This window comes from Mycobacterium sp., assembly GCF_004298145.1.
In the GTDB taxonomy this organism is placed as follows: Bacteria; Actinomycetota; Actinomycetes; order Mycobacteriales; family Mycobacteriaceae; genus Mycobacterium.
Genome location: NZ_SCRH01000038.1, coordinates 84,011 through 110,542, shown reverse-complemented (window position 1 = coordinate 110,542; position 26,532 = coordinate 84,011). Strand labels below are relative to the sequence as shown.

Genomic DNA, 26,532 nt, shown 5'->3' with positions numbered 1-26,532 from the left:
GAGTCATGGTCGGTTGGCTAGACGAGCTGCAGCGACGGAATCGAACCGTCGGCGTGATCATCGCCGTCATCTACAAATACAACGACGACCAAGGCGGTTACCTCGCTGCCCTGATCACCTATTACGGGCTGGTGTCCCTTTTTCCGCTGCTGCTGCTGTTGACCACCGGCCTGGGAGTGGTGCTGGCCGGGCGACCCGATCTGCAGGCACAGGTGCTACACAGCACACTGAGCCAGTTCCCGGTCCTCGGCAGCCAGCTGCACCACCCTGAGGGACTCAGCGGCGGAACGGTAGGCGTGGCCGTCGGCCTGCTCGGAGCGCTGTACGGCGGCCTGGGTGTGGGACAGGCGCTGCAGAACGCGATGGATTCGGTGTGGGCGGTACCGAAGCACAAGCGGCCCAACCCGATTCGCTCCCGCCTGCGCAGCTTGCTGTTGCTGTTGGTGCTCGGCTCGGCGGCCATCACGGCCACCGTATTGGCCGCGGCGGGTCACGCCACCGGCGCCCTCGGCATTGTCGAAAAGGTCAGCCTCGCGCTTGCCGCAGTCGTGATCAATGCGTTGATCTGCCTGGTGGCTTTCCGCGTGACGACCGCCCGAGCACTGACCTACCGGCAGGTGCTGCCGGGGGCGGTTGCCGCGGCCTTCATTTGGCAAATGCTGCAGTGGTTCGGGGCCGGCTATGTGGCGCACACTGTGAAGCGGGCCAGCGCCACCAACAGTGTGTTCGCATTGGTGTTGGGGGCGTTGGCCTTTCTGTTCCTCGCGTCGGTGGCGCTGGTGGTGTGTGCCGAGGTCAACGTCGTTTTGGTGGAGAAGTTGTACCCGCGCGCTTTGCTCAGCGCGTTCAGCGACGACGCGGATCTGACGCCGGCCGACCGCAGGACCTACACCAAGAAAGTCAAGGCCGAACGCGTCAAGGTCTTCGAGCGTGTCAGCGTGCGGTTCGATGACGTCAGGCGGTCACCCACGAAAACCAATGGGCGACTTGCGGGTTCCGACGACTCTCACCGCTCCCGTACGCCATGAGGTAGGTTTACGGCCGCCTTCAGGCGGGGTCGCCGTGCCCGGAGCAATAGTCTGCAGTCATGAGTTTGGCCACCTATGAGCTGCAAGACCACGTTGCCACCATCACGCTGAACCGCCCGGAGGCGCGCAACGCCATCAACGGCGCGCTTCGCCAGGACCTCAACGCGGCCTGGGACCGTTTCCGCGACGACCTGGATGCGTGGGTAGGGATCCTGACGGCCAACGGCAGCGTTTTCTGCGCCGGCGGGGACCTCAAGGACGGCGAAGGCTCGGTCGGCACCTTCGGCGGCACCTTCTGGGAGAAACCGACGATCAACTCTTTCGAGAGCGGGATGGAATTGTTCAAGCCGACCATCGCCGCCGTGCACGGTCCCTGTATCGGCTACGGGGTGACCGGGGTGTTGTTTTGTGACTTCGTGATCGCCAGCACCGAGGCCACGTTCTGTTTCCCTGAGGTGTCGATCGGGGTGCCCACCATCGTCGGGGCGATCCGGCTTCCGCAGCGGGTGGGCTGGGCCAACGCCATGGAGCTGCTGTTGACCGGGAAGCCGATGAGCGCCCAGCGGGCCAAAGAGGTCGGCCTGGTCTGGAAGCTCGTCGAGCCTGACCAACTGCAGGCCGAAGCCCAGGCCTGGGCCCGCACCCTCACCGAGGCCGCTCCGCTGGCCCAGCGGGCGACCAAGGAGGTGGCGTGGCGGACCGCGGACATGGGCTGGATCGAGTCGGTGCGTTTCGGTGAGACGATGCGCAAGGTGGCCGGCGCGACCGAAGACGTGGCCGAGGGTATTCGGGCATGGGGTGAGAAGCGCAAGCCGCAGTGGCGCGGCCGTTGACGTGTGCGGATGCCGCACAACCAGCCACCGGCACCGTCGTGGCGGGCCATATGTCAGGATTCTGGGATGAATGCACGCGGACTTGCTCGCTTCGTTGGTATGTCGGTTGTGACGGCGTGGGCGCTGCTGAGTGCACCCATCGGTACTCCTACCGCCGCCGCTGATCCCTGCTCGGACGTCTCGGTGGTCTTCGCCCGGGGCACCCATCAGGAGCCCGGCCTCGGCAACATCGGACAGGCTTTCGTCGACTCGCTCACATCGCAGCTCGGTGGACGGTCCGTCGACGTCTATGCCGTCAACTACCCCGCCAACGACGACTACCACAACAGCGCGAACGCCGGCTCCAACGACGCGAGTGCCCACATTCAGGACACCGTGGCCAGTTGCCCGAACTCGCGGATCGTGCTCGGCGGGTACTCGCAGGGCTCGACGGTGATCGACCTCGCCACCAACGCGATGCCGGCGTCGGTGGCCGATCACGTCGCCGCCGTCGCCCTCTTCGGCGAGCCATCCAGTGGCTTCTCGACCATGCTGTGGGGGGGCCAACCGCTGCCGACGATCAACCCGGCGTATGGCGCCAAAGTCATCAGCCTGTGCGCCCCCGACGACCCCATCTGCTCCGGCGGCGGCAACATCATCGCGCACGTCTCCTACATCGACGCCGGGATGACCGCGCAGGCAGCGACATTCGCGGCCGACAAGATCAACCAGGCTGCGCCGCGCGTCTGAGCGGCGTCGACCGCTTCCGCTAAGACCTCATCGACGACGTCGCCCCTAGCGACATCATCGCCGTTGACCGCGGCTCCCGAGCACAGGTCTACGAGGTCGCGTTCAAAGACCCCACCGACACGGGAAGTCTCGTCACGTTGGAAAGCGACGCGGTGAAACCTTTCGGCTCGACCTCGCCTACGGCCCGATGGTGACGGGGTCACCCACGCAGATAACGCCTTTGGTCACCACCGAGAGGTAGGCCCCCGCGCACGGCTGCGCTGCGTGACCGCCTGTGTCCAAACGGTTTTCAGCCGCGGGTATGCGAAGCGCTTGCGGCGCCCGCGGCAGCGGGCCGTGCTCAAGCGTGGGAACCACGCACCGTGACGTGGCTGTCAGCACGCGCAATCTCGCTTCGCCGACGGTGATATCGCTTCCGATCCAGTCGTTTTCGGCCCACGGTGGGTAGCCCGGCGGCGTCGCGATCACCAGATTCGGCCGGTAGCGCAGCGCCTCCACACCGATGTGCTCGAGGGTTGCCGTCGTGATCGCGTGTAGTGGAGCTTCGTCGGTGAACGAGTCGCCCGGGGTGGCCTGAGCGATCCGCACAATACGCCCGTCGACCTCGGCATCGAGACCGAGTTCGAGCAATTTCTCCGGATCGGGGCGGACCAGCGTCGCCCCGTCGGGGCGCTGGGCCACGAGTTGGACGCGTCGTCCGGTCAATCGGGAGATCAAGTCATCGATACCGGGGTCTTCGACGGCCACGTTCATCCCATCGGGCAACCTGATGCTCACTCCCCCGGCGCCCACGTGGGCGGTGCACGTCAACAGGTCGCGCCACAGCCGCGGATTCTTGGCGCTGGCCACATGTCCGGTTTCGCCGTCCACGAGTGCCAGCCGCCGGTCACCCTGGGCGCCGCGCTCGTCGACCGACAGGGCATCCAGCGTTTCGCCGAGCATCGACTTCACCGGGTAACGGCGCAAAGCCTGCACCCGCATCTGCACGGCACCGGGACCGTTGCCGGCCGTCGACTTGTCCATAGGCACCTTCACTCGAGCGTCACTGCCCACTGTGCCCGAAATCGCAGGGCGTTACCACTGATCAAATGGGCTCCGCGAAAACGACGATTGACTGATGGGTCAACTTGGGAGCAGGCGCTTTTTCTGCTCTTCGAATTCCTGCTGCGTCAAAATTCCGGCGTCGCGCAGCGATGCCAGCTCGCGCAGCTCGGCGGCGATACTCGTGATCGGTCCGCCCGGCGAAACCCGCGGGGCGGTTGAGGACTCGTCGGTCTTCTCCTTCCTCGGGTCGCGCGTCCCCTTCGGCGTCTCGGCCCTACTTCGCTCTTTACCCAAGGCGCCGGTGCCGGCCATCGCGCGTCCGGCCATGCTCGCCGCGGCCATCTCGCCGAATAAACTTCCGGTCCCGCTGGGAGCGGTTGCAGCCTCGGCCGCGGCGCCGACACTGGTGGCCGGCAGCGCCAAGGCGGCCGGCCGTATCGCCGGTGCGGCGGCCGCCCACCCGGGCGGCACCGACAGGCCGCCGACGGTATTCGCCTGGCCCAGACCCGCCGACATCAACGATCCGAACCCGCCCGCCGGGTTCGTGATGACCGGGAACAGCGACGGCGGCACCGCGCCCATTCCCGGCCAGGACTGCACCCCGGCCCAGCCGCTGACGATGTCATCGGTGTGGAAACCGGTCAGCGCACCGGCCACGTCGAAGGGAAGAGCGACCAATGTGCCCGGAGCGTCGATGCCGAGTCCGGCGACGCTGGCCGGCGCGTCGAGGAAGACCGCGATGAGATCGCTCTCCAGGCCCAGCAGGTCCAGCGCCGACGGGCCGACGGCGGCCGGCGACACCGCGGCGTTGGTCAACATGTTGGGCACCGCCGAAAACGATTGCTGCATAACGGCGTTGCGCGTGCTCCCGGCGGCGGTACCGGTAGCCTGGGTGACGGCCCGGGTTTGCGGGGCGTCGGAGCTGGTGGTCTGCTCCGGCCGGGCAAACGGCGTCAGCCTCGTCGCCGACGCCGTAGAACCCGCATAGCCGAACATGGCCGCGGTGTCACGCGCCCACATCTCGGCATACTCGGTCTCGGTCGTGGCGATCGCCGGGGTGTTCTGCCCGAGAATGTTGGTCGCCACGAGCGATGCCAGCAGGGTGCGGTTGGCCGTGACAACCGGGGGCGGCACCGTCTCGGCGAATGCGGTCTCGTAGGCGAAGGCCGCGGCCCTGGCCTTGTTAGCGGTCTCTTCGGCCTGCGCGCCGCTGGTTCGCATCCACTCCAGATAGGGGGCCAGCGCTGCGGCCATGGACGCCGCCGACGGGCCGACCCACGGACCGGAAGTCAGGGCCGTGATCTCCGCCTGGTACGAGTTCGCCGTCGACTGCAACGCGGCGGCCAGTTCGTCCCAGGCCATGGCAGCGGCCAGCATCGGTCCCGACCCCGGACCGGCGTACATCCGCGCGGAGTTAACCTCCGGCGGTAGTACTGCGAAGTCCATGTCGTTCTCCTCCGATCGCTTTCATGGCCGCGGGAGCATCGACGGCTTCGGTGCGCGTCGTATGGGGGTAGCCAGCCGAGCAGCAAACAAATCGCAATCCCTCTGGTACGGTCTGTACCGCGAACGAAGGCGGCCTAATGAGACCGTCCCGACTGCTGAGGGACCGGTCTCACACGTTTGCAGGTGCGGCCCACGTTAACGAATACAGCGAAATTGTTGCGATGGGTTAACGATAGGTTACCGGCGCATGACACCGGAAACTCACAAGGGTTCGGCGCGTTCTGCGCAAATCACTCTCAGCCCATCCTCAACGGGACGCGATCGTCCTTTCTGCTTGGATTTGTACACCACCGCGAGTGAGGTCCGTTGATGAAATTTGTGTTCGCCGCCTACGGAAGCCGCGGCGACGTCGAACCATGCGCCGCCGTCGCACGGGAGCTGCGATGTCGGGGCCACGACGTCGTGATCGCGGTGCCGCCCGACAAGCTCGCCTTGGCCGAGTCGGCCGGGCTTGCCGCGGTCGCCTATGGGCCCGACAGCCGCGAGCAACTCGACAGGGCCACAGATTTCGTCCGCCAGGTGCAGGATCCGATCAGCGCGCTGCCGCAACTCATGGAGCGCGTCACGACGATCTGGATGGGGAAGGGCGAAACGCTGGCCTCGTTGGCAACCGGTGCCGATCTGCTGGTGGCCGGGATGAACGAGCAGCGGCTCGCCGCCAACGTCGCGGAGCGTTCCGGCATTCCGCTGGCCGCGCTGCACTTCTTTCCCGCGGACACGTTGGAACTCGGCTGGTTGCAGTCACACGTCACGAGCGCGGCCGAAGGCGTGCAACGTCAGGCGCTCGGTTTGCCCGCAGAAGCCGGGCCGTCGACGCCGCCGGCGCTCGAGATCCAGGCCTATGACGAGCTGTGCGTGCCCGAGCTGGCGCAACAATGGGCCGCCTCCGAGTGCCGCAGACCCTTCGTCGGTCCCCTGACGCTGGGACTGCCAAGCGACGTCGACGACGAGGTGCTGTCCTGGATCGCCGCCGGGACGCCGCCCATCTACTTCGGGTTCGGCAGCACGCCCGTCACCTCCCCCGGCGAGACGGTCGCGGTGATCAGCGCGGCCTGCGCGCGTTTGGGCGAGCGGGCCTTGATCTGCAGCGGCCCAAACGATTTCACCCATGTCTTCGCCGCAGACCACCTGAAGATTGTGGAGGCGGTGAGTCACCCCGTCGTCTTCCCGGCTTGCCGCGCCATCGTGCACCACGGTGGCGCGGGGACCACCGCCGCGGGTATGCGCGCCGGAGTGCCCATGCTGATTCTCTGGCTCTGGCTCGATCAGCCGCTGTGGGCCGAGGCCGTCAGCACCTTGAAAGTCGGTTTGGGCCGTCCGTTCTCGGCCTCCACCCTGGACTCACTGGTCGAGGACCTGCGCTCCCTGCTTGATCCGCACCACCTGAGCCGAGCCCGTGAGGTCGCCACCCGAATGACCACATCCGCCCACAGCGTCGCCCGTGCCGCGGATCTCCTCGAAGACGCTGCCCGCACTGCGCGGCCGGACTGATCGGCGCAAGCTGGTGGGCCGAACTGTGGTGTAAAGCCGGGCGGTCGTGTAAAAGGTTCTGGTGCAGGATCCGCCGAATGGGTCGTTCGATCCGTCGATGCTGCGCGAAGCGATCATCAGGCGGTCGTATCGCCGATCGTCGGCCGAGGGCCACATCCGGGTGCCGGCAGTCCCGGGCCTGATCGACGAGTACGTGCAGTTGTGCGGCAACGTCTGCGCCACCCTGGGCGTCTGGTACACCCCCGAACAATCGGCACAGCTGCGGACCGCGCTGGAAGTCGAGTTGGCGAAGGCCTTCAAGGCGTCCCCTCGTTCGGACGTAGTCATCTCCTATCACGCCCCGTTCGGGTCGGGCGTGAACTTCCGCGTCCAGGCCGACTGGAGGACGATCGAGGCCGACTACGCGCAGTGGGTCGGTGTGCGCCCGGAGCCGCTGTTCGGCACCGAGCCCGACGCGCGGGTGCTGGATCTGGCGGCGGAAGCGACCGACCCCACCACGCATCGGGTGCTCGACATCGGTGCCGGAACCGGACGCAACGCCCTCGCCCTCGCCCGGCGCGGCCATCCGGTCGACGCGGTTGAGATGACCCAGAAGTTCGCCGACGTCATGCGTGCGGAGGCCGACAGCGAATCGCTGCGCGTGAACGTCATACAAAGCGATGTGTTCACGGCGATGGAGGGTGCCCACGCGGAGTACCAGCTGATGGTGCTCTCGGAGGTGGTGCCCGACTTCCGGACTCTGCACGAGCTGCGCGGCATGTTCGAACTCGCCGCCGATTGTCTGGCCCCCGGTGGACGCCTGGTCTTCAACACCTTCCTGGCCCGCGACGGCTACGTGCCCGACGACGCCGCGGTGCAACTCAGTCAACAGTGCAACAGCATGATCTTCACCCGAGAAGAGGTGAGGGGCGCGGCGGCCGGTCTGCCTCTCGAGGCCGTTGGCGACGATTCGGCCTATGAATATGAGAAGGCGCGGTTGCCCGCCGACGCGTGGCCGCCCACGGCCTGGTTCGAGGGGTGGGCCAGCGGCATCGATGTGTTCGACGTCGAGCGCGACGACTGTCCGATCGAGCTGCGCTGGCTCGTCTTTCAGAAGACGAGCTGATCTCGTTTTGCGCCGAGTGTGCAATGGCGGCGAGGATTTCATGATTTCTTCGCCCGAAATGCACGTTCGGCGCGTGGCACCGCACGTTTACCGACAGCACGCCGCGGGTTATCAGGTGCACACCATGACAATCAGTTGGTCTCACCGGCTCCTGCTGGCCGTGTTCGTTGTCGTCGGGGTGGTCGGCGCGATCCAGATCGCCTCGCGGGATCGTCACTCCGGAACCGTCGCGACAACGCCCGGGCCGGCGCAAGTAACGTTCACACCCGGCCCCGATGCGCACGACGTGGACCCCGTCGCCCCGGTGATGGTCAAGGCCCAAGCGGGCACCCTGGCCGGCGTCGACATGGTCAACGAGACCGGTAGTTCGGTCCAGGGCGTCATGACGCCGGACAACCTGGTGTGGAAGCCCACCGTTCCGTTGGGCTACGGGCGCACCTACACGCTGACGATCACCAGCCGCGGCACCAATGGTGTTGCGGCCAAACAAGTCTCGACATTCACCACGTTGCAGCCGTCCAACCAGACCAAGGTGTCGTTCACCACCACGGCGGAGTCCGCGCTGCGAGACGGCGGCGCCTACGGTGTGGGAACAGTCATCGTCGCGCACTTCGACGAGCAGATCGCCGACCGGGCCGCCGCCGAGCGACACCTGGCCGTGACCACCGCCCCGAAAGTCCAGGGGTCGTGGTTCTGGGTCGACGGCCAAAATGCACATTGGCGGCCAGAGCATTACTACGCTCCGGGGACGGAGATCACCGCCGAGGCGCGAATCTACGGAATCGCTTTGGGCGACGGGCTCTTTGGGCAAGACGACACCCGGGTCTCGTTCCGGATCGGTGATGCGCATGTCTCAATCGCGGACGACGCCACCAAACAGGTGAGCGTCTTCGACAACGGAGCGCTGGTGCGCACGATGCCCACCAGCATGGGAATGGGCGGCACCGAAGACGTCGGCGGGCGCAAGATCTCACTGTGGACCCCGTCCGGGGTCTACACCGTGCTCGACAAGGGCAATCCGGTGGTCATGGACTCCTCGACGTTCGGGTTGCCTAAAAACTCCCGGCTCGGCTATCGCGAAACCATCAACCACGCCACCAAGATCAGCACGGACGGCATCTATCTGCACGAGCTCGAAGCGACGGTGTGGGCCCAGGGGCGCCGCGACACTTCCCACGGGTGCTTGAACCTCAACGCCGACAACGCGAAGTGGTTCTACGACTTTTCGGTGCCCGGTGACGTGGTCGAGGTCCATAACAGCGGCGGGCCGCCGCTGGCGCTGGCCCAGAACGGCGACTGGACGCTCGATTGGGACCAGTGGCGCAAAGGCAGCGCGCTCAAGCCCACGTGACGCTCGCCTGACGCCGCCGTAAAAGTGACCCAGTTCATTTGTCACCCAGAATTGTGCTCCACTTCACAAGAAACTCTTGACTCGTTCCAGATAAGTGCGTCATATTGGTGCGGTGTCATCGACGCACGAGTACGCGGCCAGGTTGCGGATGGCCGATCTGCGGGTGACCCGACCTAGGGTTGCCGTGCTGGAAGTCGTGAACGCCAACCCGCACGCCGACACCGAGACGATCTTCTCGATGGTCCGGATGGGGCTGCCCGATGTTTCCCGCCAAGCCGTGTACGACGTTCTCAACGCGCTGACCACGGTGGGTCTGATCCGGCGCATCCAACCATTGGGAATGGTCGCGCGCTATGAGTCGCGGGTCGGTGACAACCACCATCACGTCGTCTGCCGGTCCTGCGGGATCATCGCCGACATCAACTGCGCCGTCGGTGACGCGCCCTGCCTGACACCGTCGGACGACGACAACGTTCTTGATGGCTTCGTTCTCGACGAGGCCGAAGTCATCTACTGGGGCCTGTGCGCCGATTGTTCGACTCCAGGCTCCTAGGTCACAGCCCGTGATCGCAGCCCGATTCACCCACCCTCGAAAGGAATGCTGTGTCATCTGATACATCCGGTAGCCGCCCACCCCAACCAGACACCGGGACGGCCAGCAAGAGCGAAAGCGAAAACCCAGCAATCCCTTCACCGGAGCCGAAGGCCCATGCCCCGCTGACCAACCAGGACTGGTGGCCCGACCAGGTCGACGTCTCGAGGCTGCACCCGCACTCGCCGCAGTCCAACCCGCTCGGCGACGACTTCGACTACGCCGCGGAGTTCGCCAAGCTCGACGTCGACGCGCTGAAGGCCGACATGATCTCGATGATGACCACGTCGCAGGACTGGTGGCCCGCGGACTACGGCCACTACGGCGGCCTGTTCATCCGCATGAGCTGGCATTCCGCGGGCACCTACCGCATTCACGACGGCCGCGGCGGCGCCGGCCAGGGCATGCAGCGCTTCGCCCCGCTGAACAGCTGGCCGGACAACGTCAGCCTGGACAAGGCCCGCCGGCTGCTCTGGCCGATCAAGCAGAAGTACGGCAACAAGATCTCGTGGGCGGACCTGATCGTCCTCGCCGGCAACGTGGCAATGGAATCCATGGGGTTCAAGACCTTTGGCTTCGCCTTCGGCCGCGAAGACGTCTGGGAGCCCGAAGAGATCCTCTGGGGCGAAGAGGACGAATGGTTGGGCACCAACAAGCGCTACTCCGGTAAACGCGATCTCGCGCAGCCCTACGGCGCGACGACCATGGGCCTGATCTACGTCAACCCCGAAGGCCCGGAGGGCAAGCCCGATCCGATCGCCGCGGCGATCGACATCCGCGAGACGTTCGGCCGGATGGCGATGAACGACGAGGAGACCGCCGCGCTCATCGTCGGCGGCCACACCTTCGGCAAGACCCACGGCGCGGGCGACGCCGATCTGGTCGGACCCGAGCCGGAGGCCGCCCCCATCGAACAGCAGGGGCTGGGCTGGAAGAGCTCCTACGGCAGCGGTTCGGGCAAGGACGCCATCACCAGCGGCCTGGAGGTCGTCTGGACACCCACGCCGACGAAGTGGGACAACTCCTACCTCGAGACCCTGTACGGCCACGAGTGGGAGCTGACCAAGAGCCCCGCCGGGGCGTGGCAGTTCACCGCGAAGGACGGTTCCGGTGCGGGCACCATCCCCGATCCGTTCGGCGGGCCGGGCCGCTCTCCGACGATGCTGGTCACCGACCTCTCGATGCGGGAGTCCCCGATCTACGCCGACATCACCCGGCGCTGGCTCGACCACCCCGAGGAGCTGGCCGACGCCTTCGCCAAGGCCTGGTACAAGCTGCTGCACCGCGACATGGGCCCGGTCAGCCGCTACCTGGGGCCGTGGATCGGCGAGCCGCAGCTCTGGCAGGACCCCGTCCCCGCCGTCGACCACAAGCTGGTCGACGACAAGGACGTCGCGGCGCTGAAGAAGAAGGTGCTCGACTCCGGGCTGTCCATTCCGCAGCTGGTCAAGACGGCCTGGTCGGCGGCGGCGAGCTATCGCAACACCGACAAGCGCGGCGGAGCGAACGGCGGGCGGCTGCGTCTCGAGCCCCAGCGCAACTGGGAGGTCAACGAGCCCTCCGAGCTGGACAAGGTGCTGCCGGTGCTGGAGAAGATCCAACAGGACTTCAACGCTTCGGCATCCGGCGGCAAGAAGATCTCGCTGGCCGACCTGATCGTGCTGGCGGGCTCGGCGGCCGTGGAGAAGGCGGCCAAGGCCGCCGGCTACGAGATCGCGGTGCACTTCGCGCCCGGGCGTACCGATGCCACGCAGGAGAGCACCGACGTGGAGTCCTTCGCGGTGCTCGAACCGCGGGCCGACGGGTTCCGCAACTACATCCGTCCCGGCGAGAAGGCGCCGCTCGAGCAGCTGCTGATAGAGCGGGCGTACTTGCTCGGCGTGACCGGTCCGGAAATGACCGTGCTCGTCGGGGGTCTGCGTGCCCTCGGTGCCAACCACGGCAGCACCAAGCACGGGGTGTTCACCGACAAGCCGGGCGCGTTGACCAACGACTTCTTCGTCAACCTCGTCGACATGGGTAACGAGTGGAAGGCGTCGGCGTCGGCGGAGAACGTCTACGAGGTAGTCGACCGCTCTTCGGGCCAGGTGAAGTGGACGGCCACCGCCAACGACCTGGTGTTCGGATCGAACTCCGTGTTGCGTGCGCTGTCCGAGGTCTATGCCCAGGACGACAACGCGGGGAAGTTCGTCGAGGACTTCGTCGCGGCCTGGGTCAAGGTCATGAACAACGACCGGTTCGACCTCAAGTAAAACGCGGATCGTGAGCGATATCCCGCGAGCCGATGGCTCGCGGGATATCGCTTCGGTGGGTGAGCAGATCACTGCCAACGAGCGTCGGGCTTGTGCACTGAATCTGGACGGCGGTTTCAAGCGGTCGCCGTGAGGCAGCTCGCCGGATCGGCGCGATCAGCGAGCCAAATCCCATTGCCCGTAGTCGGGTGCGAGGACATCGTCGACGTCCACGTTGATCCCGCCGAGCAGCGGACTCGGGTTCGACGGGCTGTTGACCACCGCCTGGTAGAGCACCGCCGCGGGTTCACGCTCCCCGTGCGACCACGATCGCGTCTGCCACGCCCACCGGTGCCCCGGCGTGCTCGAATTTCCGATGACGCCGTCCCGGATCGCCCACCCGCACGCCCCGGCATGCCCGTAGATGCCGGTGCGACCGACACCCAGCACCGAGTTGATCCCGCGAAACCAGTCGACGCCCACGCTATTCCAGGTGTCGACGTCGATATCGTCGTCGATGCTGAAGAAGATCGGCGCCGAATCCGGTCCCCCGGCCGCGGCGTGCAGCCGCAGCGCCGTCTGGGCATCGGCCACGCCGCCGTCGTGCCCGCGCGTGTAGTCCGACGGGTCGGGCCAACCCGGCTTGCCGTATTGAAAGTTGCTGACGATCTGAAGGCCGGCCGCGCGCAACGAGTCCGCGTACTGGCGGGTGATGGGTTTGGCCTCGAAGTCCGCGCCCGGCCGCGACTCCGATACGTAATTGACCACCCCGCCGTATCCGGCGGCCTTGATCTCCTCCGGCGCGATCCTCTTTTCGGCGAAATCGATCAGCGTCAGGCCGGCAGCTGCCGCCTTCGGCCCGTCGGTAATCGCGCCCACCGCGGCCAGGCTCAGCAGCGCCGGGGCGAACGCGTATTTGAGGACGTCGCGTCTGGAAGCAGATCGCGGCGTGTGTCCCGCCGGTGCAGCCGAATCCCGCACCGCGCGATGGTAGCAAAACCCCTGAGCCGCTCATTGTGGCCGGTCAGCGCCCGAGTGCCAGACAATTTTTGCGTGTCGGACATCCCGGGGGGCCGGCTACACGCGGGACGGTGGATTTCAGGCTCGTTGCGCTCGCTTAGGTGATCGAACTATAGTTTGGACACATGTCCAGTTTGCTGCCACGGAGTTCGGGAACCCGTTGACCGCGATGGATTCGGCGCCCTTCCGCGGTCGTTTTCCAGCAAAGAAGAGTTGAGTATGCGAATTGCCTTGCTGTCCTACCGTAGTAAGACCCATTGCGGCGGACAGGGCGTCTACGTGCGCCATCTCAGCCACGGCCTGGTGGAACTCGGTCACGACGTCGAGGTGTTTTCCGGGCAGCCGTATCCCGACCTACTCGACCCTCGGGTCCGGCTCACCGAAGTTCCGAGCCTTGATCTCTATCGGGAGCCCGACCCTTTCCGGGTACCGCGGCCGAGCGAGATTCGCAACTCCATTGACCTTTTGGAATTGCTCACCACATGGACGGCCGGCTTTCCCGAACCGCGGACGTTCACGATGCGCGCCGCCCGGTTATTGGCCGAGCGGACAGCCGATTTCGACGTCGTCCACGACAACCAGAGCCTGGGTACCGGGCTGCTCAGCATCGCCGGCGCGGGGTTGCCGGTGGTGGCCACCGTGCACCACCCGATCACCCGCGATCGGGTATTGGATCTGGCCGCGGCGCGATGGTGGCGAAAACCGTTGGTGCGCCGATGGTATGGGTTTTTGGGTATGCAGCAAGAGGTCGCCCGTCACATCCCCGACCTGTTGACGGTCTCGTCGTCGTCGGCCACCGACATCATCAGCGACTTCGGCGTCTCGCCGGATCAGCTACACGTGGTGCCGCTCGGGGTGAATACCGAGCTGTTCAAACCGGGATCTGGCCCACGAGAACCCGGTCGAATCATCGCGATCGCCAGCGCCGACACGCCGCTGAAGGGCGTCCGTACCCTGTTGCAAGCGGTCGCGAGGCTGCGTACCGTCCGGGATCTCGAGTTGCGGCTGGTCGCCAAGGTCGAACCCAACGGCCCGACCCACAAGCTCATCGCCGAACTCGGAATCTCCGACATCGTGCACATCACCAGTGGGCTTTCCGATGCCGAGCTCGCTGCTTTGTTCGCGTCCGCGGAGGTGGCCTGCATTCCGTCGCTCTACGAAGGATTTTCGCTGCCGGCCGTGGAAGCTATGGCGAGCGGCACGCCGATCGTCGCCAGCCGGGTGGGCGCACTGCCGGAAGTCCTTGGGACGGACGGTGCTTGCGCCGAGCTGGTCCCGCCCGCCGACGTCGACGCCCTGACCCACGCGCTCGGTGAGCTCTTGGATTCTCCGGAAAAGCGCCGCAACCTTGGCAAGGCGGGACGGACACGCGCAGTCGACGTATTCAGCTGGGAGGCTGTGGCAGCCCAAACCGTTCGGGTCTACGAGCGGTCGATCGCACGCCACGCGCGGGGCGCGACGCCATGCTGACAGTCGATTTCGACCGGCTGGGAATCGGGCCGTCGTGCAAGGTCATCGATGTGGGTTGCGGTGCCGGGCGGCACACGTTCGAAGCGTATCGGCGTGGTGCCGACGTTGTCGCCTTCGACCGCGACGAGGCCGAATTGCGGTCGGTCGACACGATTTTGCGCGCGATGGCCGAGACCGGCGAGGCGCCGGCCGGAGCATTGGCGAAGGTGGTTGCCGGGGATGCGCTCACGTTGCCCTACGCCGATCAGACATTCGACTGTGTCATCGCCTCGGAGATCCTGGAGCATATACCGCAAGACGACATCGCCATCGCCGAACTGATCAGGGTGCTCAAAGTCGGTGGCACGCTGGCGGTCAGCGTGCCCCGCTGGCTACCCGAGCGGGTGTGCTGGTTGCTGTCCGACGAATACCACGCCAACGAGGGCGGCCACGTACGTATCTACCGGGCCAGTGAATTGCGTGGCAAGATCCTCGATGGCGGAATGGAATTGACCCATACCCATCACGCACATGCACTGCACTCCCCTTTCTGGTGGCTGAAATGCGCCGTGGGCGTCTCGAATACCGACCACCGTGCGGTGACCGCCTACCACAAACTTCTGGTCTGGGACCTGATGCAGCGGCCAAAGATCACGCAGCTGGCGGAGTCGGTGCTCAACCCGCTGGTGGGCAAGAGCGTGGCAATGTACTTCGTCAAACAGCAGAAAGCGGAAAGCCAAGCGACTGTGGGATATTCAGTTGCATCGGTCTAACCTGCCAGCGGTTGCGGGGGCACTCAGTCCCGAGCAGTGTCGACAGACCGCGCTGTCTGTTGCCGCCGCACAGGAATCCTCGGGAGCCATCCCCTGGTTCGAGGGCGGGCATACCGATCCGTGGGATCACGTGGAGTGCGCGATGGCACTCACCACCGCCGGCCTGCTGGAGCCGGCACGGGCGGCCTTCGACTGGAGCCGCCGCGCCCAGCGATCCGATGGCTCCTGGCCCATCCAGTTCCGGGCGGGCGTGATCGAAGACGCGAACAGCGACAGCAACTTCTGCGCGTACATTGCCGCCGGCGTGTGGCACCACATACTGGTGACGGGCGACGAGTCGTTCGCGGCCGAGATGTGGCCGGTGGTGCACAAAGCGATCGATTTCGTCATCGACATGCAGGTTGGCAACGGCGAGATCGGTTGGGCTCGAAGCGAAGCCGGCTTGCTGCCGGAAGCCCTGCTGACCGGATGCTCGAGCGTGTTTCACAGCATCCGCTGCGCGCTCGCGCTGGCGGCCTTCGTCGGGGATCCGCAGCCGGAGTGGGAATTGGCCCTGGGCCGACTGGGCCACACCATCACCGACCATCCGGAGGCGTTCACCGAAAAAGAGCGCTACTCGATGGACTGGTACTACCCCATCCTCGGCAGCGCCTTGCGGGGTCCGGCGGCGGTCGCGCGCATCAAGCAGCGCTGGGATGACTTCGTGGTCGATGGTCTGGGCATCCGATGTGTCGGCGATCGTCCGTGGGTAACCGGTGCCGAGACCTGCGAGCTGGTGCTGGCGCTGGATGCCCTCGGGCAGCGGTCAGCTGCTCACCGCCAGTTCGCCGCGATGCAACACCTGCGCGAGGACGACGGATCCTATTGGACGGGTTTGGTTTTCGCGGACGGGAAACGGTGGCCCGAGGAGCGGACCACCTGGACGGGCGCCGCGATGATCTTGGCGGCAGATGCCTTGTCGAACGCGACCGCCGGCGCAGGGATCTTCCGCGGCGACGCGCTGCCGATGGGCCTGCAGACCGACTTCGACTGCGAATGCGTCGCTACGGGACCGGGCCGGTAACCGGAGATTTCCGCTAAACCTGCTCCCCCGGCCGGCCGCTGACACGTTCGAGTACCCGTAGCGATCCGCTGGCCGCTACCTCCCGGAACTGACCGGAATCGATTGCACGACAGTAGATGTGATACGGTGGCCGCCCGCCATCCCTGGGGTCGGGGAACACATCGTGGATGACGAGCGCCCCACCGGCGGCCACCCACCTGGCCCATCCGTCGAAGTCCTGGTTCGCGGCGTCTTCGCTGTGGCCGCCATCGATGAACAGGAACTGCAGCGGCGTCCGCCACGCCCGTGCCACCAGCGGCGATCTGCCGACAATGGTGACGACGTGCTCGTCCAACTGAGCGGCATCGAGGGTGCGACGAAACGTCGGCAGTGTGTCGAACAGGCCCGTGACCTCATCCACCAACTCGGCGTCATGGTATTCCCAGCCAGCCTGATGCTCCTCGGAGCCGTGGTGGTGGTCAATCGTGTAGAGCACACTCGCGGTCTGTTGCGCCGCGGCGCCCAGCAAGAGGGTGGATTTGCCACAGTATGTGCCGATCTCGACGCCGGTACCGCCATCGAGATACCGCAGTGCCGCGTCGTACAACGCCCGCCCTTCGTCGGCCGGCATGAAACCTCGTACCTGTTCGGCCAGTGCGAACAAGCGCTCGGGCACACTCGAGTCGACGTGATCCATCAGCCGAACCTATCGCCTGGATCGACGCCGCAGCCACACTGGTCGATGTTCGCGCTGAGCGATCACACGAGGTTGGCTTGGCGACTGCCCAGCGGGCGTGGCGAGATCGCTTTACCATCATGGGCGTGCGCGCCCTGCTTATCCGTAGATCCGGTGCTGTCGGTCTTGCCGCGGTCACAACCGCGACTGCCCTGATGTCGGCTGCCGCGGTGCTTCCGCCCGGGGCGCCGGCCGCGGCGCCATCGGCCGCAGCCGCGAGCTGCCCGCCGGTGCAGGTCGTGTTCGCCCGCGGCCGCAATGAATCACCCGGGCCGGGCGTGCTGGGCAATGCGTTCATCAGCGCCCTGCGATCCAAGGTGAACAGAACCGTCGACGCCTACGCCGTGCGCTACCCCGCCGACACCGAGGTCGCCCAGGGTGCCAACGATATGAGCCACCACATCCAGGACGTGGTCAACAATTGCCCGGACACCCGGCTGGTGCTGGGCGGCTACTCCCTTGGCGCGGCCGTCACCGACGTCGTGCTCGCCGCGCCCATCAGCGCGTTCGGCTTCGATAGCCCGCTGCCGCCGGGCATCGATCAACACATCGCCGCGGTCGCATTGTTCGGCAACGGAAGCCAATGGGCGGGCCCGATCACCAACCTCAACCCGACCTATAACGACCGGACCATCGAGTTGTGCCATGGCGCCGACCCGATCTGCAATCCCGCCGACCCGAACACATGGAAGCAGAACTGGCCACAGCATCTCGCCGGCGCCTACATCGACGCGGGCATGGCCAATCAGGCCGCCGACTTCGTCGCAGGCAAGCTCTGATCGACCGGTAGTCGATCGTCGACGGCGGCCTCGCGCACGTTCGGGCCGCGCGGCGCACCCAGGCGGCGGCGAATCCGCTGCCCGGACCCTCACCAGCCGCGGTTGCTGCGAGCTGTGTTGACGCGACGGTGGAACCTAAGATCGAACACGATCCAACGCCGACTGTGTGGGCCCGATTCGTGCCGCCCGCTGAGAGGAGACGCGATGCCGCGTCTGAAGCCGATCCCGCGGAGTGAGGTCAGCGACGAATTCACGCTGAAGATGTACGACGTCATGTTCGGCGATCGTGATCCGGTGGCCGAGCCGGGCACCATCGGCGGCACACCCGGCAACTGGTGGACGGTGATGGCGCAATCCCCCGCCACCCTGCGCCACGCGGTACGTGGCTTCCGCTTGTACCGCGAAGAGGTTTCCATCCGGGCCGATCACCGCGAGCTGGGCCAGATCCGCGCGGGCTGGGTGGTTGGTAGCCAGTTCGTCTTCTCGCAACACTGCAAAGCGTGTCGGTCGGCGGGATTATCCGAGGACAAGATCGCGGCCGTACCGTCCTGGCAGACCGCCGACTGCTTCGACCAGACCGAGCGGCTGCTGCTGGCCTACACGGATTGCCTTGCGGGACAGCATGGCCGGGTTCCGGAACGGCTGATGACCCAGTTGCGGGAGATCTTCAGCGACGCCGAGATCCTCGAATTCACCTACACCACAACCATGTACGTGATGCACGCGATCATGTCCCGGGCATTGCGGCTGGAATTTGACGACGTCGACGACCCGACCGTCGAGGTCGTCGATCCGGCAGGCGGCGGTGTGCTCGACATCGGCGCCGCGACGTCCGGGCGTGACTGACCATCGCGGCGACCCGGTCCCCGGCGCGGGTAACGGCGGCTAGACAATTTCGTGACGGAGCTGGGCAGGCGGATCGATCACCGGCCGGCGCCTCGCTTTGAGGCCGACAAAACCGAGGATCAGTCCTGCCCCGATTTCGCCGGCGGCGGTGAGCCAGGAGAACCAGGTGACGTTGATCCGCGGTCCCGACGTGAAGCTGTCCTGGAAGTCAGGAAGAAAAGTAGGCAGCACATGCGCGTAGGCAAACAAGATCGCGCTACCGAATCCGACGACGATTGCGGCCCGGGCTGCCCACGGGTGATTGCGCAATACCAGCACGAGCGCGACCGCGACGATCAATCCCTGAATCGTCCCGCCAACCATGACCGCCGGCGGCGACGCCGTCGTGCCCCGCCGAAAATGGTCGATCCCATGAAGTGCAAACGCCGCGACGAAACCGATCATCGCCGCGATTACCGAACGGTGCGTTGCCACCGCATTCCAGTTATTGGGCATCGACTTCTCCCACCGGATAACTACTACACATGGTAGTAGTTATGGGAATGCGTGTAAATACCTCACTCGGGATTTACGGTATTGAGCGCTTCACCTGGGTTCAAGAACCCTTGGACGCCGATCGGACGGGGATCAGGCCGGGGTGTTGCCGCTCGAGTAAGCCTTGAAGTTACGGATGAGCGGAATGACGGCACTGCCCGAGGCCGCAGCGCGCTGACGGGCGCGATACGAAGGGTGGCGACGCATCGCTTCGCTGCGTTCGCGTTCGCGACGTTGGGCGGCGGCCCATACCGGATGGGAGCGAAGGACGACCACCGTGCCTTCTTGGGTATTCGCCACGATCGTCACTCCTCTCAGACCACCCGCAAATGCTAGGACAGTGGTTATCGGATCGTGATTCCAGAATGCCCGCCGAATCCTGAGACCAAACCATCCGTCAGGATGAGAATTGGCCGTGAATTCCTAAAACATGTCCGGGTGCCACTGCCGTGCCGCGGCCCGTGCTGGACCGGCCGCGATCCAAACGATAGCGGCGGGCTCCGACAATTCCCGTTTTATCGTCTTCACGGTTGGCTGCTAGGGTCCCTTGCTTATGCCGGAGATCGATCGCCGCCGCATGATCCTGACAACCGGAATCGGCGTGCTGGCAGCCGCGCTGCCGGCCCCGAAAACCTGGGCCCACCCGGGCGGACGGGATGAACCCGCCGGTCGGATACCGCCGCCTGCCGCGCCCAGCGGCCAGTCCGGGACCTACGTCTTCTCCGACGAATTCGACGGTCCGGCCGGTTCGGCACCCGATGCGTCCAAATGGGCGGTGGCCAAAGCCCGCGAGACGATCAAGGATCCGACCTACTGGGAGCGGCCCGACAACATCGGTCAGTACCGCGATGATCGCCGCAACGTGTTCCTCGACGGCAAGTCCAATCTGGTCCTGCGCGCCGCCAAGGACGGCCCCACCTACTACAGCGGCAAGGTGCAGAGCCGGTGGCGCGGCGGTGTCGGCCACACCTGGGAGGCCCGGATCAAGCTGGGCTGTCTGACCGCGGGCGCGTGGCCCGCCTACTGGCTGGGCAACGACGACCAGGGCGAGATCGACGTCATGGAGTGGTACGGCAACGGCAAATGGCCGTCGGCCACGACGGTGCACGCCAAGGCCAACGGTGGCGAATGGAAGACGCACAACATCGCGGTGGACAGCGCCTGGCATACCTGGCGCACGCAGTGGGACGAGGCCGGCATCCGGTTCTGGAAGGACTACACCGACGGCGCGCCGCCTTACTTCGACGTGCCGGCCAGCTCGCTGCCGGACTGGCCTTTCAGCGCGCCCGGGTACACGGCGTATCCCGTGTTCAACCTCGCGGTCGCCGGCTCGGGTGGCGAAGACCCGGGCCCGGGCAGCTACCCCGCCGACATGCTCATCGACTGGATTCGCGTCTGGTAGGAGCCGAGCCGCCGTCAGTGGGTGAGCAGGGCAATCGCACTCGACGATCTGCCGCCCGGACGGCGCAAATCCGGCCGAGGCAGCCAGGCAAGTGGGCGCATCCAGATCGGTAGGCGGTGCAACCGGTGGGCGGCGGCCAGCACCGATTCCGCTTCGACAGTGCGCCAGCCGAGGTCTTCGAAGAAGGCCAGCCCGTTCTCGGGCGCGAATTTGAACGGAGCGTTCGCCGCAATTCCGGCCATATTCTTATTGATCCGCTTCCTCAGGCCGGGAAACGCGAAATCGAGCATCCACCAGGCGACTTCGGGTCGCTTGATCGCACCCGAAAGCGCCGCGATGTCGGAGGTCTCCAGATACATCGACAGACCCTCAGTCAGCACGAAGGCCTTCGTCGCGCCATCCAGCGCTTCGTTGAAGAAGGTGTCTCGGGCGGGCGGGTCGGCGAGGTCAACCGCTATGCGGTGGAGCCGGCAGCGCGGGATCTGATCGCCGAGTACCTGCGTCTTCTCCTCGAGCAACTTGGGCAGATCGGCCTCGATCCAGGTGAGATCGGGTGGGAGGTCTAAGCGGTAGGGCCTGGTGTCCAGGCCGGCGGCCAGATTCAGCACCCGGTCGCAGCCGTTCGTGAGCGCGTCGGCGATGGCGTCGTCGATGAGCTTGGTGCGCGCGACCAGCCAAAAACCGCTGCGATCCGTCCAGCGAACGTTGTCGACGATCGCGCGACCGTGTGCACCGGCGAGGCGTTCCGCCAGTGGGTCGTGGAACAGCGCATCGGGGCGGGCCGATTCGGTCGCCCGGTGCAACGCCGTCCACCGGGCGGTGTCGGAAACATGGGTGATGGTGTGCGCGTCGCTTGACATACGTTGCGTTATAGCAGCCCCGGGGCGCCGCCCTACTGCCCAGCCCTGCCCCCGGCAAGCCAGGCCTCGGTGACGGCGCGGGTCGCAGGCGGCGGCAGGACGGCGTCCGGTGCGCCGAGGCGACCGACCTTGACGGTCCATGCCGCCGAGGAGCGGTCGATGCAGGATCCGGCGCCCTGGCTGGGCAGCCACAGCACGGCGAGTTCGCCGCCGGGGCCGCCGCATCCGTAGACGCCGACGTAGCCATCGGCCCGCCCACCCCACGCGCCGCCGTTGCGCAGCAGGCATCGGGTGCCGTCGTCGAGGGTGAGCGCGAACGGGTCCGGGTTGGCGGTCGCGCGCACGGGCGGAAGCCGACCGTCGAACGTCACCCGGTGCAGCTGCCTGTCCCACGGATTGTCCACGCACAGCAGCGATCCCGGCGTGGATGGCCAGCAGGTGCCGGCCCCGGCCGCGCTCGGCGAACAGTAGTAGACGTTGTCGGCCACCGCCGACGGTGACGGCTCCGAGCAGTCGCTGGCTTGCCCGACGCTGTCCGGCCCGGACAACACGTGGTAGCCGTTGATCGCTTCGCCGGCGGGCCCGACGGCCATCACCGCGATCACCTGGGTGGGCGGCGCATCGGCGAACGCGGATCCGGGCTGGACGAAAGCGGCCACCGCGATCGCGGTGATCGATACCAGGACAACTCGCGCCATCACCTTCATCGAGCGCACCTCCGGTAGAGCGGCCCCCTTTGTGCAGCGTAGAACGCCCGTGTGCGCTGAGGGTACGGTGCGCTAATGACCGGACGAAACCATCGCTTCCTGCTTCGCGAACGACCCACCGGACGCATCGGCCCGAACACTTTCGAACTGAGCGAGGAGGCGATCCCCGAGCTCGGTGATGGCCAGGCGCTCGTGCGCGTCGACTGGATTTCGCTCGACCCCACGAACCGCATGTGGATCAACGACACCCCGACGTACCTGCCCCCGGTCGGGATCGGCGAGGTGATGCGCGCCGCCGGGCTCGGTGAGGTGGTCGCGTCCAAGAGCGCCAGATTCGCGGTCGGCCAGCAGGTGCAAGGCCTGCTCGGCTGGCAGGAGTACGCGCTCCTCGACGACACGGCGATGGTGAACCCGGTCGACGTCGCGCAAGGCATCTCGCCGAGCGCCTATCTGGGCGCACTGGGCATGACCGGGCTCACCGCGTGGATCGGGATCCGTGACATCGGCAAGCCGCGGCCCGGTGAGACGGTCGTCGTCTCCGCGGCGGCCGGCGCGGTCGGCTCGATAGCGGGCCAGCTCGCCAAGGCCGCCGGCGCTCGTGTCGTCGGCATCGCCGGCGGGCCCCAGAAATGCGCGCTACTGACCGATCAGCTCGGCTTCGACGCGGCCGTCGACCATCGTGCGAACGACTGGGCCGCCCAACTGGCGACGGCCACGCCCGACGGTATCGACGTCGACTTCGAGAACGTCGGCGGCGATCTGATGGACGCGGTCTTCGCGCGCCTCAACATCGGCGCCCGCGTCGCGCTCTGCGGCCTGATCTCCGGCTACAACGCCGAAGACCCCCCGCCGGGTCCGCGCGCATTCGGCAACCTGCTCATTCAGCGCGCCACCGTGCAGGGCTTCATCGTGCTGGATCACTTCGGGCGCGCACCGGAGGCGATCGGCGAGATCGCCGGCCTGATCGAGGCCGGAAAGCTCACGCCCCTCGAGACCATCGTCGAGGGGTTCGAGCAGTTGCCGACGGCGATCAACATGCTGTTCGACGGCAAGAACGTCGGCAAGCTGGTGGTCAAGGTCGGCTGAGGCTCAACCGAATTCGAGGAGGGCGTAGATCCCGCGGTAGGGCTTCATCGGCGGGAACCGCCACAACGCGGGGTACAGGGTTCCGAAGAACACGCCCCGCCCCTTGGGCATCGGCACATCGTGTACGGCGCGGATGCCGGGCGTGGTCTGCGCCCATTTCGCCAGTTGACGCCCCGAGAGGCTGAACGGCATCGGCGGCACCCGGTAGCGCTTGGACGAACGCAGCCCGTTCCGCGCGATGCGCTTGACGATCGTCGGCGGTAGGTCGAAGAACATCTGGCCGCCGGGGAAGCTCTTGGCGCACTGGGCGATCAGTCCTAGCGCCTCGCCGGGCTGCAGGTACATCAACAGGCCCTCGGCGGTGATGAACACGCCGTGGTCGGCGTCGACCTTGTCGATCCAGCCGTAGTCGAGCGCGGATTGCGCGAGGTGGGTGATACGCGCCGAATACGGCAGCAGGCGCTGTCGAAATTCGACGACCGGCGGCAAGTCCACCGAGACCCACGTGAATTGCGGGTCGGGCAGTGCACGGTCCAGGCGCCAGAAGGAAGTTTGGAAGCCTTCGGCAAGCGCGACGACGGTCGCCCGGGGGTGCGTGGTCAGGTAGTCGATCGCGCACTGGTCGACAGCCAGCGAGCGCAGCGCCATCTCCTGGCCCTTGCGGCCGAATTTTTCGAAGTCGAAGTCGATGGACTCGACGAGGCTGACGGCCGCCGGGTCGTCGATGATCGGGTCCGGCTGCCCGGCCTGGTGTGCCCGTCCGTACAGGGTGAGAAGCGCCGTTTCCGAGACGCCGGTCAGCAGCCCGGCATCCACGTGCGGTTTGTCTCGAGGATTCATCACGCCAAACCGTAACCGTGCCGGTCCGGCTAGTCGGGCACGGAGGCCGGATCGACGGCGACGCTGATCTCGTTGCGACGCCGCATCGGAACCGTCCACGGTGGGTCGTAGAACCAGGCCTCGGAATCGCCGGTCGGTTGAATCCCCTTGTCCCGCAATATCGTCAACAGCTCGCCGGTGCGGGCGCTAACCGCATTGGCGCTGCGGTCACCGCTGAATCGCAGCACCGCCACGGTCGCGGGCGGCACTGTGACGAGACGGACCCGATCATCGTTGGGCGCGGGAAGGGTCTCCATCGTCCACTTGGCGGGCATGAAAAACCGGATCGTCCAGCCACGCTCGACGCCGGCGGATTGAGCGACGGGTGCGGTCATCGCGATCCGCTCGCCGCCTCGGCTCGACTGCTGGCTGACCGGTGCCGTCATCGAGATCGATTGATCGCGCCGGTTACCGCCGAAGATGTATCCCGCCAATCGCCGGAACCCTTCGTTGCGGGCGTTGTCCTCGGCGGCGTCGACAACCGTCTCGGCGGCGATCCGCGGACCGTAGCGGCGGATCTCGACGGTGTCGGTAAGTCGGCGGTGTGTGTACTGGGGCTCCTCGGTGCCCAGCCGGATGCCGCCCACCGCCAGGACCGATTCGGCGACCTGCTCGGCGAGCTTGATCGGATTCATCATGGGGAACCTCCCTCGAGTCAAGCGGCGGACGCGATCCCCCGGCGATCGTGGGCGTCCATCTGCATTGACCCACCCGCGCCCCGGTGCCGCAAGTGAGCTCACTCCCCGATCACGGTGCCACCCGACCCTTGCCATCCGGACCGAGGCAGGGGTAATGCTGCCGTCGTCGCACGCGACGCTTGGGATCGGTAGCCGATTCGCGGCGGGCGTCGGAAAAGTCCCGGACCTGCTTGCGGTCCGGGACTTTTCGTTGTGACACGACGGATTTAGAGCTGAGCCCAGACCGACTTCGTCTTCAGGTAGATCTCCAGGCCCTCTTTACCGAACTCGTGACCCCAGCCGGACTGCTTGTAGCCGCCGAACGGCACATCGTGGTCGAAGACCAGCTGGCAGTTGACCTGAACACTGCCGGCCTGCAACCGCCTCATGATCCGGTGCGCCCGACCGAGGTTCTCCGTCCACGCGGTGGCCGCCAGGCCGTAGGTGGTGTCGTTGGCCAGGGCCACGGCTTCGTCCTCATCGTCGAACGGCAGGATGCTGACGACCGGCCCGAAGATCTCCTCCCGGTACAGCCGCATGCTCGTGTCGACATTGGTGAGCACCGTCGGGTGGACGAAGTAGCCCTTGCGGTCCAGGCGGTGGCCGCCGGTGACCACTTCCACGCCGTCGCTTTTGCCCTCGTCGATGAAGCCCATGACCCGGGTCAGCTGCTTCTGGCTGATCAGCGGGCCACTGATGCAGCCCTCCTCGCTGGGGGCGCCCAGCTTGAACGAATTCGCCATCATCGCAATGCCTTCCACGACGCGGTCGAACACGCCGCGCTGCACGAAGATCCGCGAACCACACACGCAGCCCTGGCCGGAGTGCACGAAGATGCCCAGCGACGCCATCATGATGGCCTTGTCCAGGTCGGCGTCGTCGAAGATCAGCACCGGCGACTTCCCGCCGAGTTCGAGCGTGACCTTCTTCAGGTTGTCGGCCGAGGCGCGCACGATCTCCTTGCCGACCTCGGTCGAGCCGGTGAAGGCGACCTTCTGCACATCCGGGTGCGCGGTGATCGCGGCGCCCGCGGTGTGGCCGTAACCGGTGAGCAGGTTGACGACCCCCTCGGGCACGCCGGCCTCGTGGATGAGCCTGTCCAGCAGCAGCGCCGACAGCGGTGTCTCCTCGGCGGGCTTGACGAGCAGGCTGCCGCCCGCGGCCAGAGCCGGCGCAAGCTTCGCGCTGGCGTTGAAGATCGGGCCGTTCCACGGGAAGATCAGGCCCACCACGCTGTACGGCTCTTTGAGCGTGTAGGCGTGCATGTTGACGTAGTTGTCGGTCGCGATACCGTCGGTCTTCACGTCGTAGGCGACGCCGTTGATCTTCGAACACCAACCGGCGTAATAGCGGAAGAACTCCGAACAGGTGGACATCTGCAACTGGGCCTGCATCAACGGCATGCCGGTGTTCAGGGAGTCGAGTTGGGCGAATTCCTCGGCGTGTTCGTCGATCAAGTCCCCGATTCGCCACAAGATCTTGGCCCGCTCGCGTCCCGGAAGCTCCGACCAGACACCCGACTCGAACGACGCCTTCGCCCGCGCGGCGGCGTCGTCGACGGCCTCTTGCCCGCAGTCGGTGAATTCGGTGATCGTCTCCTCGGTCGCGGGATCGATGACCGCGATGACATCACCCGCTCCTGGGCGCTTGCGAATGTCGTCCAGTACCGCCTGCACCGTCATCTGATCCCCTTCGTCTTGCCAGTCGTGGCGCGCCGGCGCCGAATGCGCTCAGTGCTGAGCACCTGCTTAGCATTGAGCGCACGGCCTGGTCAAGCATCCGGTAATCCGCCGCCGAACGTCGAGTTGTTGGGGACTACTGCAAGAAATGGG

The 26,532-nt window shown here is 66.2% G+C and carries 26 protein-coding genes and 1 pseudogene; 16 read left to right on the top strand and 11 right to left on the bottom strand.

Features of this window, described 5'->3' with window-relative positions; all coding sequences use genetic code 11:
• Positions 1-5 precede the first annotated feature (5 nt).
• The 4 genes and pseudogenes from EPN51_RS14210 (at position 6) to EPN51_RS29020 (ending at position 2,831) form a co-directional block, all read left to right on the top strand.
• Positions 6-1,028: a YhjD/YihY/BrkB family envelope integrity protein gene (locus EPN51_RS14210; protein ID WP_293043607.1), complete on the top strand. Its 1,023-nt coding sequence runs from the start codon at positions 6-8 to the stop codon at positions 1,026-1,028.
• A 59-nt stretch (positions 1,029-1,087) separates the two neighbouring features.
• Entirely contained in the window at positions 1,088-1,861 is a 774-nt protein-coding gene (locus tag EPN51_RS14205; RefSeq protein ID WP_293043605.1) for an enoyl-CoA hydratase/isomerase family protein, read from the top strand.
• Between the two features lie 66 nt (positions 1,862-1,927).
• Positions 1,928-2,590: a cutinase family protein gene (locus EPN51_RS14200; RefSeq protein ID WP_293043604.1), complete on the top strand. Its 663-nt coding sequence runs from the start codon at positions 1,928-1,930 to the stop codon at positions 2,588-2,590.
• 29 nt (positions 2,591-2,619) lie between these two features.
• A pseudogene (locus EPN51_RS29020) lies at positions 2,620-2,831 on the top strand (hypothetical protein).
• On the opposite strand, the gene EPN51_RS14195 reads toward EPN51_RS29020, so the two are convergent.
• Together EPN51_RS14195 and EPN51_RS14190 are read right to left on the bottom strand one after the other, a co-directional pair.
• Complete coding sequence (locus EPN51_RS14195) at positions 2,768-3,613, bottom strand: MOSC N-terminal beta barrel domain-containing protein (RefSeq protein ID WP_293043602.1); 846 nt, start codon at positions 3,611-3,613, stop codon at positions 2,768-2,770. The pseudogene EPN51_RS29020 and the gene EPN51_RS14195 sit on opposite strands and share 64 nt — an antisense overlap.
• 99 nt (positions 3,614-3,712) lie before the next feature.
• On the bottom strand, positions 3,713-5,080 hold the full coding sequence (locus EPN51_RS14190; RefSeq protein ID WP_293043600.1) for a PPE domain-containing protein: 1,368 nt from the start codon (positions 5,078-5,080) through the stop codon (positions 3,713-3,715).
• A 369-nt stretch (positions 5,081-5,449) separates the two neighbouring features.
• Here EPN51_RS14190 and EPN51_RS14185 point away from each other — a divergent pair, with 369 nt between their 5' ends.
• The 5 genes from EPN51_RS14185 to katG all read left to right on the top strand — a co-directional run bounded on the left by EPN51_RS14185 (position 5,450) and on the right by katG (position 11,931).
• Positions 5,450-6,631: a glycosyltransferase gene (locus EPN51_RS14185; protein ID WP_293043598.1), complete on the top strand. Its 1,182-nt coding sequence runs from the start codon at positions 5,450-5,452 to the stop codon at positions 6,629-6,631.
• A gap of 61 nt (positions 6,632-6,692) precedes the next feature.
• Entirely contained in the window at positions 6,693-7,736 is a 1,044-nt protein-coding gene (locus EPN51_RS14180) for a class I SAM-dependent methyltransferase (RefSeq protein ID WP_293043596.1), read from the top strand.
• 124 nt (positions 7,737-7,860) lie between these two features.
• Positions 7,861-9,087, top strand: coding sequence for an Ig-like domain-containing protein (locus tag EPN51_RS14175; RefSeq protein WP_293043594.1), 1,227 nt, complete (start codon positions 7,861-7,863; stop codon positions 9,085-9,087).
• 112 nt (positions 9,088-9,199) lie between these two features.
• Positions 9,200-9,640: a Fur family transcriptional regulator gene (locus tag EPN51_RS14170; RefSeq protein WP_293043592.1), complete on the top strand. Its 441-nt coding sequence runs from the start codon at positions 9,200-9,202 to the stop codon at positions 9,638-9,640.
• A gap of 50 nt (positions 9,641-9,690) precedes the next feature.
• Entirely contained in the window at positions 9,691-11,931 is a 2,241-nt protein-coding gene (katG, locus tag EPN51_RS14165) for a catalase/peroxidase HPI (RefSeq protein ID WP_293043590.1), read from the top strand.
• 156 nt (positions 11,932-12,087) lie between these two features.
• Here the strand turns inward: katG and EPN51_RS14160 are convergent, their stop codons facing one another.
• The gene (locus EPN51_RS14160; RefSeq protein WP_293043588.1) at positions 12,088-12,891 is read right to left on the bottom strand and encodes a DUF1906 domain-containing protein; all 804 of its coding nucleotides are present in this window, start codon (positions 12,889-12,891) and stop codon (positions 12,088-12,090) included.
• Between the two features lie 258 nt (positions 12,892-13,149).
• Here EPN51_RS14160 and EPN51_RS14155 point away from each other — a divergent pair, with 258 nt between their 5' ends.
• Genes EPN51_RS14155 through EPN51_RS14145 form a run of 3 tightly spaced genes read left to right on the top strand, consistent with a single transcriptional unit; the run spans position 13,150 to position 16,215 of the window.
• On the top strand, positions 13,150-14,400 hold the full coding sequence (locus EPN51_RS14155) for a glycosyltransferase family 4 protein (protein WP_293043586.1): 1,251 nt from the start codon (positions 13,150-13,152) through the stop codon (positions 14,398-14,400).
• Positions 14,394-15,152 (top strand): class I SAM-dependent methyltransferase, encoded by a 759-nt coding sequence (locus tag EPN51_RS14150; protein ID WP_293043584.1) that lies wholly within the window; start codon positions 14,394-14,396, stop codon positions 15,150-15,152. The genes EPN51_RS14155 and EPN51_RS14150 overlap by 7 nt, the downstream gene beginning before the upstream one ends.
• Entirely contained in the window at positions 15,139-16,215 is a 1,077-nt protein-coding gene (locus EPN51_RS14145) for a prenyltransferase (RefSeq protein ID WP_293043582.1), read from the top strand. The genes EPN51_RS14150 and EPN51_RS14145 overlap by 14 nt, the downstream gene beginning before the upstream one ends.
• A gap of 13 nt (positions 16,216-16,228) precedes the next feature.
• Here EPN51_RS14145 and EPN51_RS14140 read toward each other — a convergent pair whose 3' ends face one another.
• Positions 16,229-16,891: a class I SAM-dependent methyltransferase gene (locus EPN51_RS14140; RefSeq protein WP_293043580.1), complete on the bottom strand. Its 663-nt coding sequence runs from the start codon at positions 16,889-16,891 to the stop codon at positions 16,229-16,231.
• Between the two features lie 125 nt (positions 16,892-17,016).
• On the opposite strand from EPN51_RS14140, the gene EPN51_RS14135 reads away from it, so the two are divergent.
• Both EPN51_RS14135 and EPN51_RS14130 read left to right on the top strand, forming a co-directional pair.
• A complete protein-coding gene (locus EPN51_RS14135) occupies positions 17,017-17,709 on the top strand; it encodes a cutinase family protein (RefSeq protein WP_293043578.1) in 693 nt (230 codons plus the stop codon).
• 204 nt (positions 17,710-17,913) lie between these two features.
• A complete protein-coding gene (locus EPN51_RS14130; protein ID WP_293043576.1) occupies positions 17,914-18,555 on the top strand; it encodes a carboxymuconolactone decarboxylase family protein in 642 nt (213 codons plus the stop codon).
• 39 nt (positions 18,556-18,594) lie between these two features.
• On the opposite strand, the gene EPN51_RS14125 is transcribed toward EPN51_RS14130, so the two are convergent.
• Together EPN51_RS14125 and EPN51_RS14120 are read right to left on the bottom strand one after the other, a co-directional pair.
• On the bottom strand, positions 18,595-19,050 hold the full coding sequence (locus EPN51_RS14125; protein ID WP_293043574.1) for a hypothetical protein: 456 nt from the start codon (positions 19,048-19,050) through the stop codon (positions 18,595-18,597).
• A 132-nt stretch (positions 19,051-19,182) separates the two neighbouring features.
• Positions 19,183-19,389, bottom strand: a complete 207-nt coding sequence (locus tag EPN51_RS14120) for a hypothetical protein (RefSeq protein WP_293043572.1) — start codon at positions 19,387-19,389, stop codon at positions 19,183-19,185.
• Positions 19,390-19,642: 253 nt separating this feature from the next.
• On the opposite strand from EPN51_RS14120, the gene EPN51_RS14115 reads away from it, so the two are divergent.
• Positions 19,643-20,491: a glycoside hydrolase family 16 protein gene (locus EPN51_RS14115; protein WP_293043570.1), complete on the top strand. Its 849-nt coding sequence runs from the start codon at positions 19,643-19,645 to the stop codon at positions 20,489-20,491.
• A gap of 14 nt (positions 20,492-20,505) precedes the next feature.
• Here the strand turns inward: EPN51_RS14115 and EPN51_RS14110 are convergent, their stop codons facing one another.
• Both EPN51_RS14110 and EPN51_RS14105 read right to left on the bottom strand, forming a co-directional pair.
• Positions 20,506-21,351 (bottom strand): SAM-dependent methyltransferase, encoded by an 846-nt coding sequence (locus tag EPN51_RS14110; protein WP_293043568.1) that lies wholly within the window; start codon positions 21,349-21,351, stop codon positions 20,506-20,508.
• A gap of 32 nt (positions 21,352-21,383) precedes the next feature.
• A complete protein-coding gene (locus EPN51_RS14105) occupies positions 21,384-22,058 on the bottom strand; it encodes a hypothetical protein (RefSeq protein WP_293043566.1) in 675 nt (224 codons plus the stop codon).
• Between the two features lie 75 nt (positions 22,059-22,133).
• On the opposite strand from EPN51_RS14105, the gene EPN51_RS14100 reads away from it, so the two are divergent.
• Entirely contained in the window at positions 22,134-23,144 is a 1,011-nt protein-coding gene (locus EPN51_RS14100; RefSeq protein WP_293043564.1) for an NADP-dependent oxidoreductase, read from the top strand.
• A gap of 3 nt (positions 23,145-23,147) precedes the next feature.
• Here the strand turns inward: EPN51_RS14100 and EPN51_RS14095 are convergent, their stop codons facing one another.
• The 3 genes from EPN51_RS14095 to EPN51_RS14085 form a co-directional block, all read right to left on the bottom strand.
• The gene (locus EPN51_RS14095) at positions 23,148-23,984 is read right to left on the bottom strand and encodes a class I SAM-dependent methyltransferase (protein ID WP_293043562.1); all 837 of its coding nucleotides are present in this window, start codon (positions 23,982-23,984) and stop codon (positions 23,148-23,150) included.
• A gap of 29 nt (positions 23,985-24,013) precedes the next feature.
• Positions 24,014-24,661, bottom strand: a complete 648-nt coding sequence (locus EPN51_RS14090; protein ID WP_293043560.1) for a heme-binding protein — start codon at positions 24,659-24,661, stop codon at positions 24,014-24,016.
• 266 nt (positions 24,662-24,927) lie between these two features.
• On the bottom strand, positions 24,928-26,382 hold the full coding sequence (locus tag EPN51_RS14085; RefSeq protein WP_293043558.1) for an aldehyde dehydrogenase family protein: 1,455 nt from the start codon (positions 26,380-26,382) through the stop codon (positions 24,928-24,930).
• Positions 26,383-26,532: the final 150 nt, after the last annotated feature.

Coding starts and splice junctions, on each gene's coding strand:
- EPN51_RS14140 (WP_293043580.1), bottom strand. CDS start 16,891: ATGGATCACGTCGACTCGAGTGTGCCCGAGCGCTTGTTCGCACTGGCC.
- EPN51_RS14115 (WP_293043570.1), top strand. CDS start 19,643: ATGCCGGAGATCGATCGCCGCCGCATGATCCTGACAACCGGAATCGGC.
- EPN51_RS14200 (WP_293043604.1), top strand. CDS start 1,928: ATGAATGCACGCGGACTTGCTCGCTTCGTTGGTATGTCGGTTGTGACG.
- EPN51_RS14110 (WP_293043568.1), bottom strand. CDS start 21,351: ATGTCAAGCGACGCGCACACCATCACCCATGTTTCCGACACCGCCCGG.
- EPN51_RS14090 (WP_293043560.1), bottom strand. CDS start 24,661: ATGATGAATCCGATCAAGCTCGCCGAGCAGGTCGCCGAATCGGTCCTG.
- EPN51_RS14150 (WP_293043584.1), top strand. CDS start 14,394: ATGCTGACAGTCGATTTCGACCGGCTGGGAATCGGGCCGTCGTGCAAG.
- EPN51_RS14195 (WP_293043602.1), bottom strand. CDS start 3,613: ATGGACAAGTCGACGGCCGGCAACGGTCCCGGTGCCGTGCAGATGCGG.
- EPN51_RS14095 (WP_293043562.1), bottom strand. CDS start 23,984: ATGAATCCTCGAGACAAACCGCACGTGGATGCCGGGCTGCTGACCGGC.
- EPN51_RS14185 (WP_293043598.1), top strand. CDS start 5,450: ATGAAATTTGTGTTCGCCGCCTACGGAAGCCGCGGCGACGTCGAACCA.
- EPN51_RS14205 (WP_293043605.1), top strand. CDS start 1,088: ATGAGTTTGGCCACCTATGAGCTGCAAGACCACGTTGCCACCATCACG.
- EPN51_RS14100 (WP_293043564.1), top strand. CDS start 22,134: ATGACCGGACGAAACCATCGCTTCCTGCTTCGCGAACGACCCACCGGA.
- EPN51_RS14190 (WP_293043600.1), bottom strand. CDS start 5,080: ATGGACTTCGCAGTACTACCGCCGGAGGTTAACTCCGCGCGGATGTAC.
- EPN51_RS14175 (WP_293043594.1), top strand. CDS start 7,861: ATGACAATCAGTTGGTCTCACCGGCTCCTGCTGGCCGTGTTCGTTGTC.
- EPN51_RS14125 (WP_293043574.1), bottom strand. CDS start 19,050: ATGCCCAATAACTGGAATGCGGTGGCAACGCACCGTTCGGTAATCGCG.
- EPN51_RS14085 (WP_293043558.1), bottom strand. CDS start 26,382: ATGACGGTGCAGGCGGTACTGGACGACATTCGCAAGCGCCCAGGAGCG.
- EPN51_RS14105 (WP_293043566.1), bottom strand. CDS start 22,058: ATGAAGGTGATGGCGCGAGTTGTCCTGGTATCGATCACCGCGATCGCG.
- EPN51_RS14155 (WP_293043586.1), top strand. CDS start 13,150: ATGCGAATTGCCTTGCTGTCCTACCGTAGTAAGACCCATTGCGGCGGA.
- EPN51_RS14210 (WP_293043607.1), top strand. CDS start 6: ATGGTCGGTTGGCTAGACGAGCTGCAGCGACGGAATCGAACCGTCGGC.
- EPN51_RS14130 (WP_293043576.1), top strand. CDS start 17,914: ATGCCGCGTCTGAAGCCGATCCCGCGGAGTGAGGTCAGCGACGAATTC.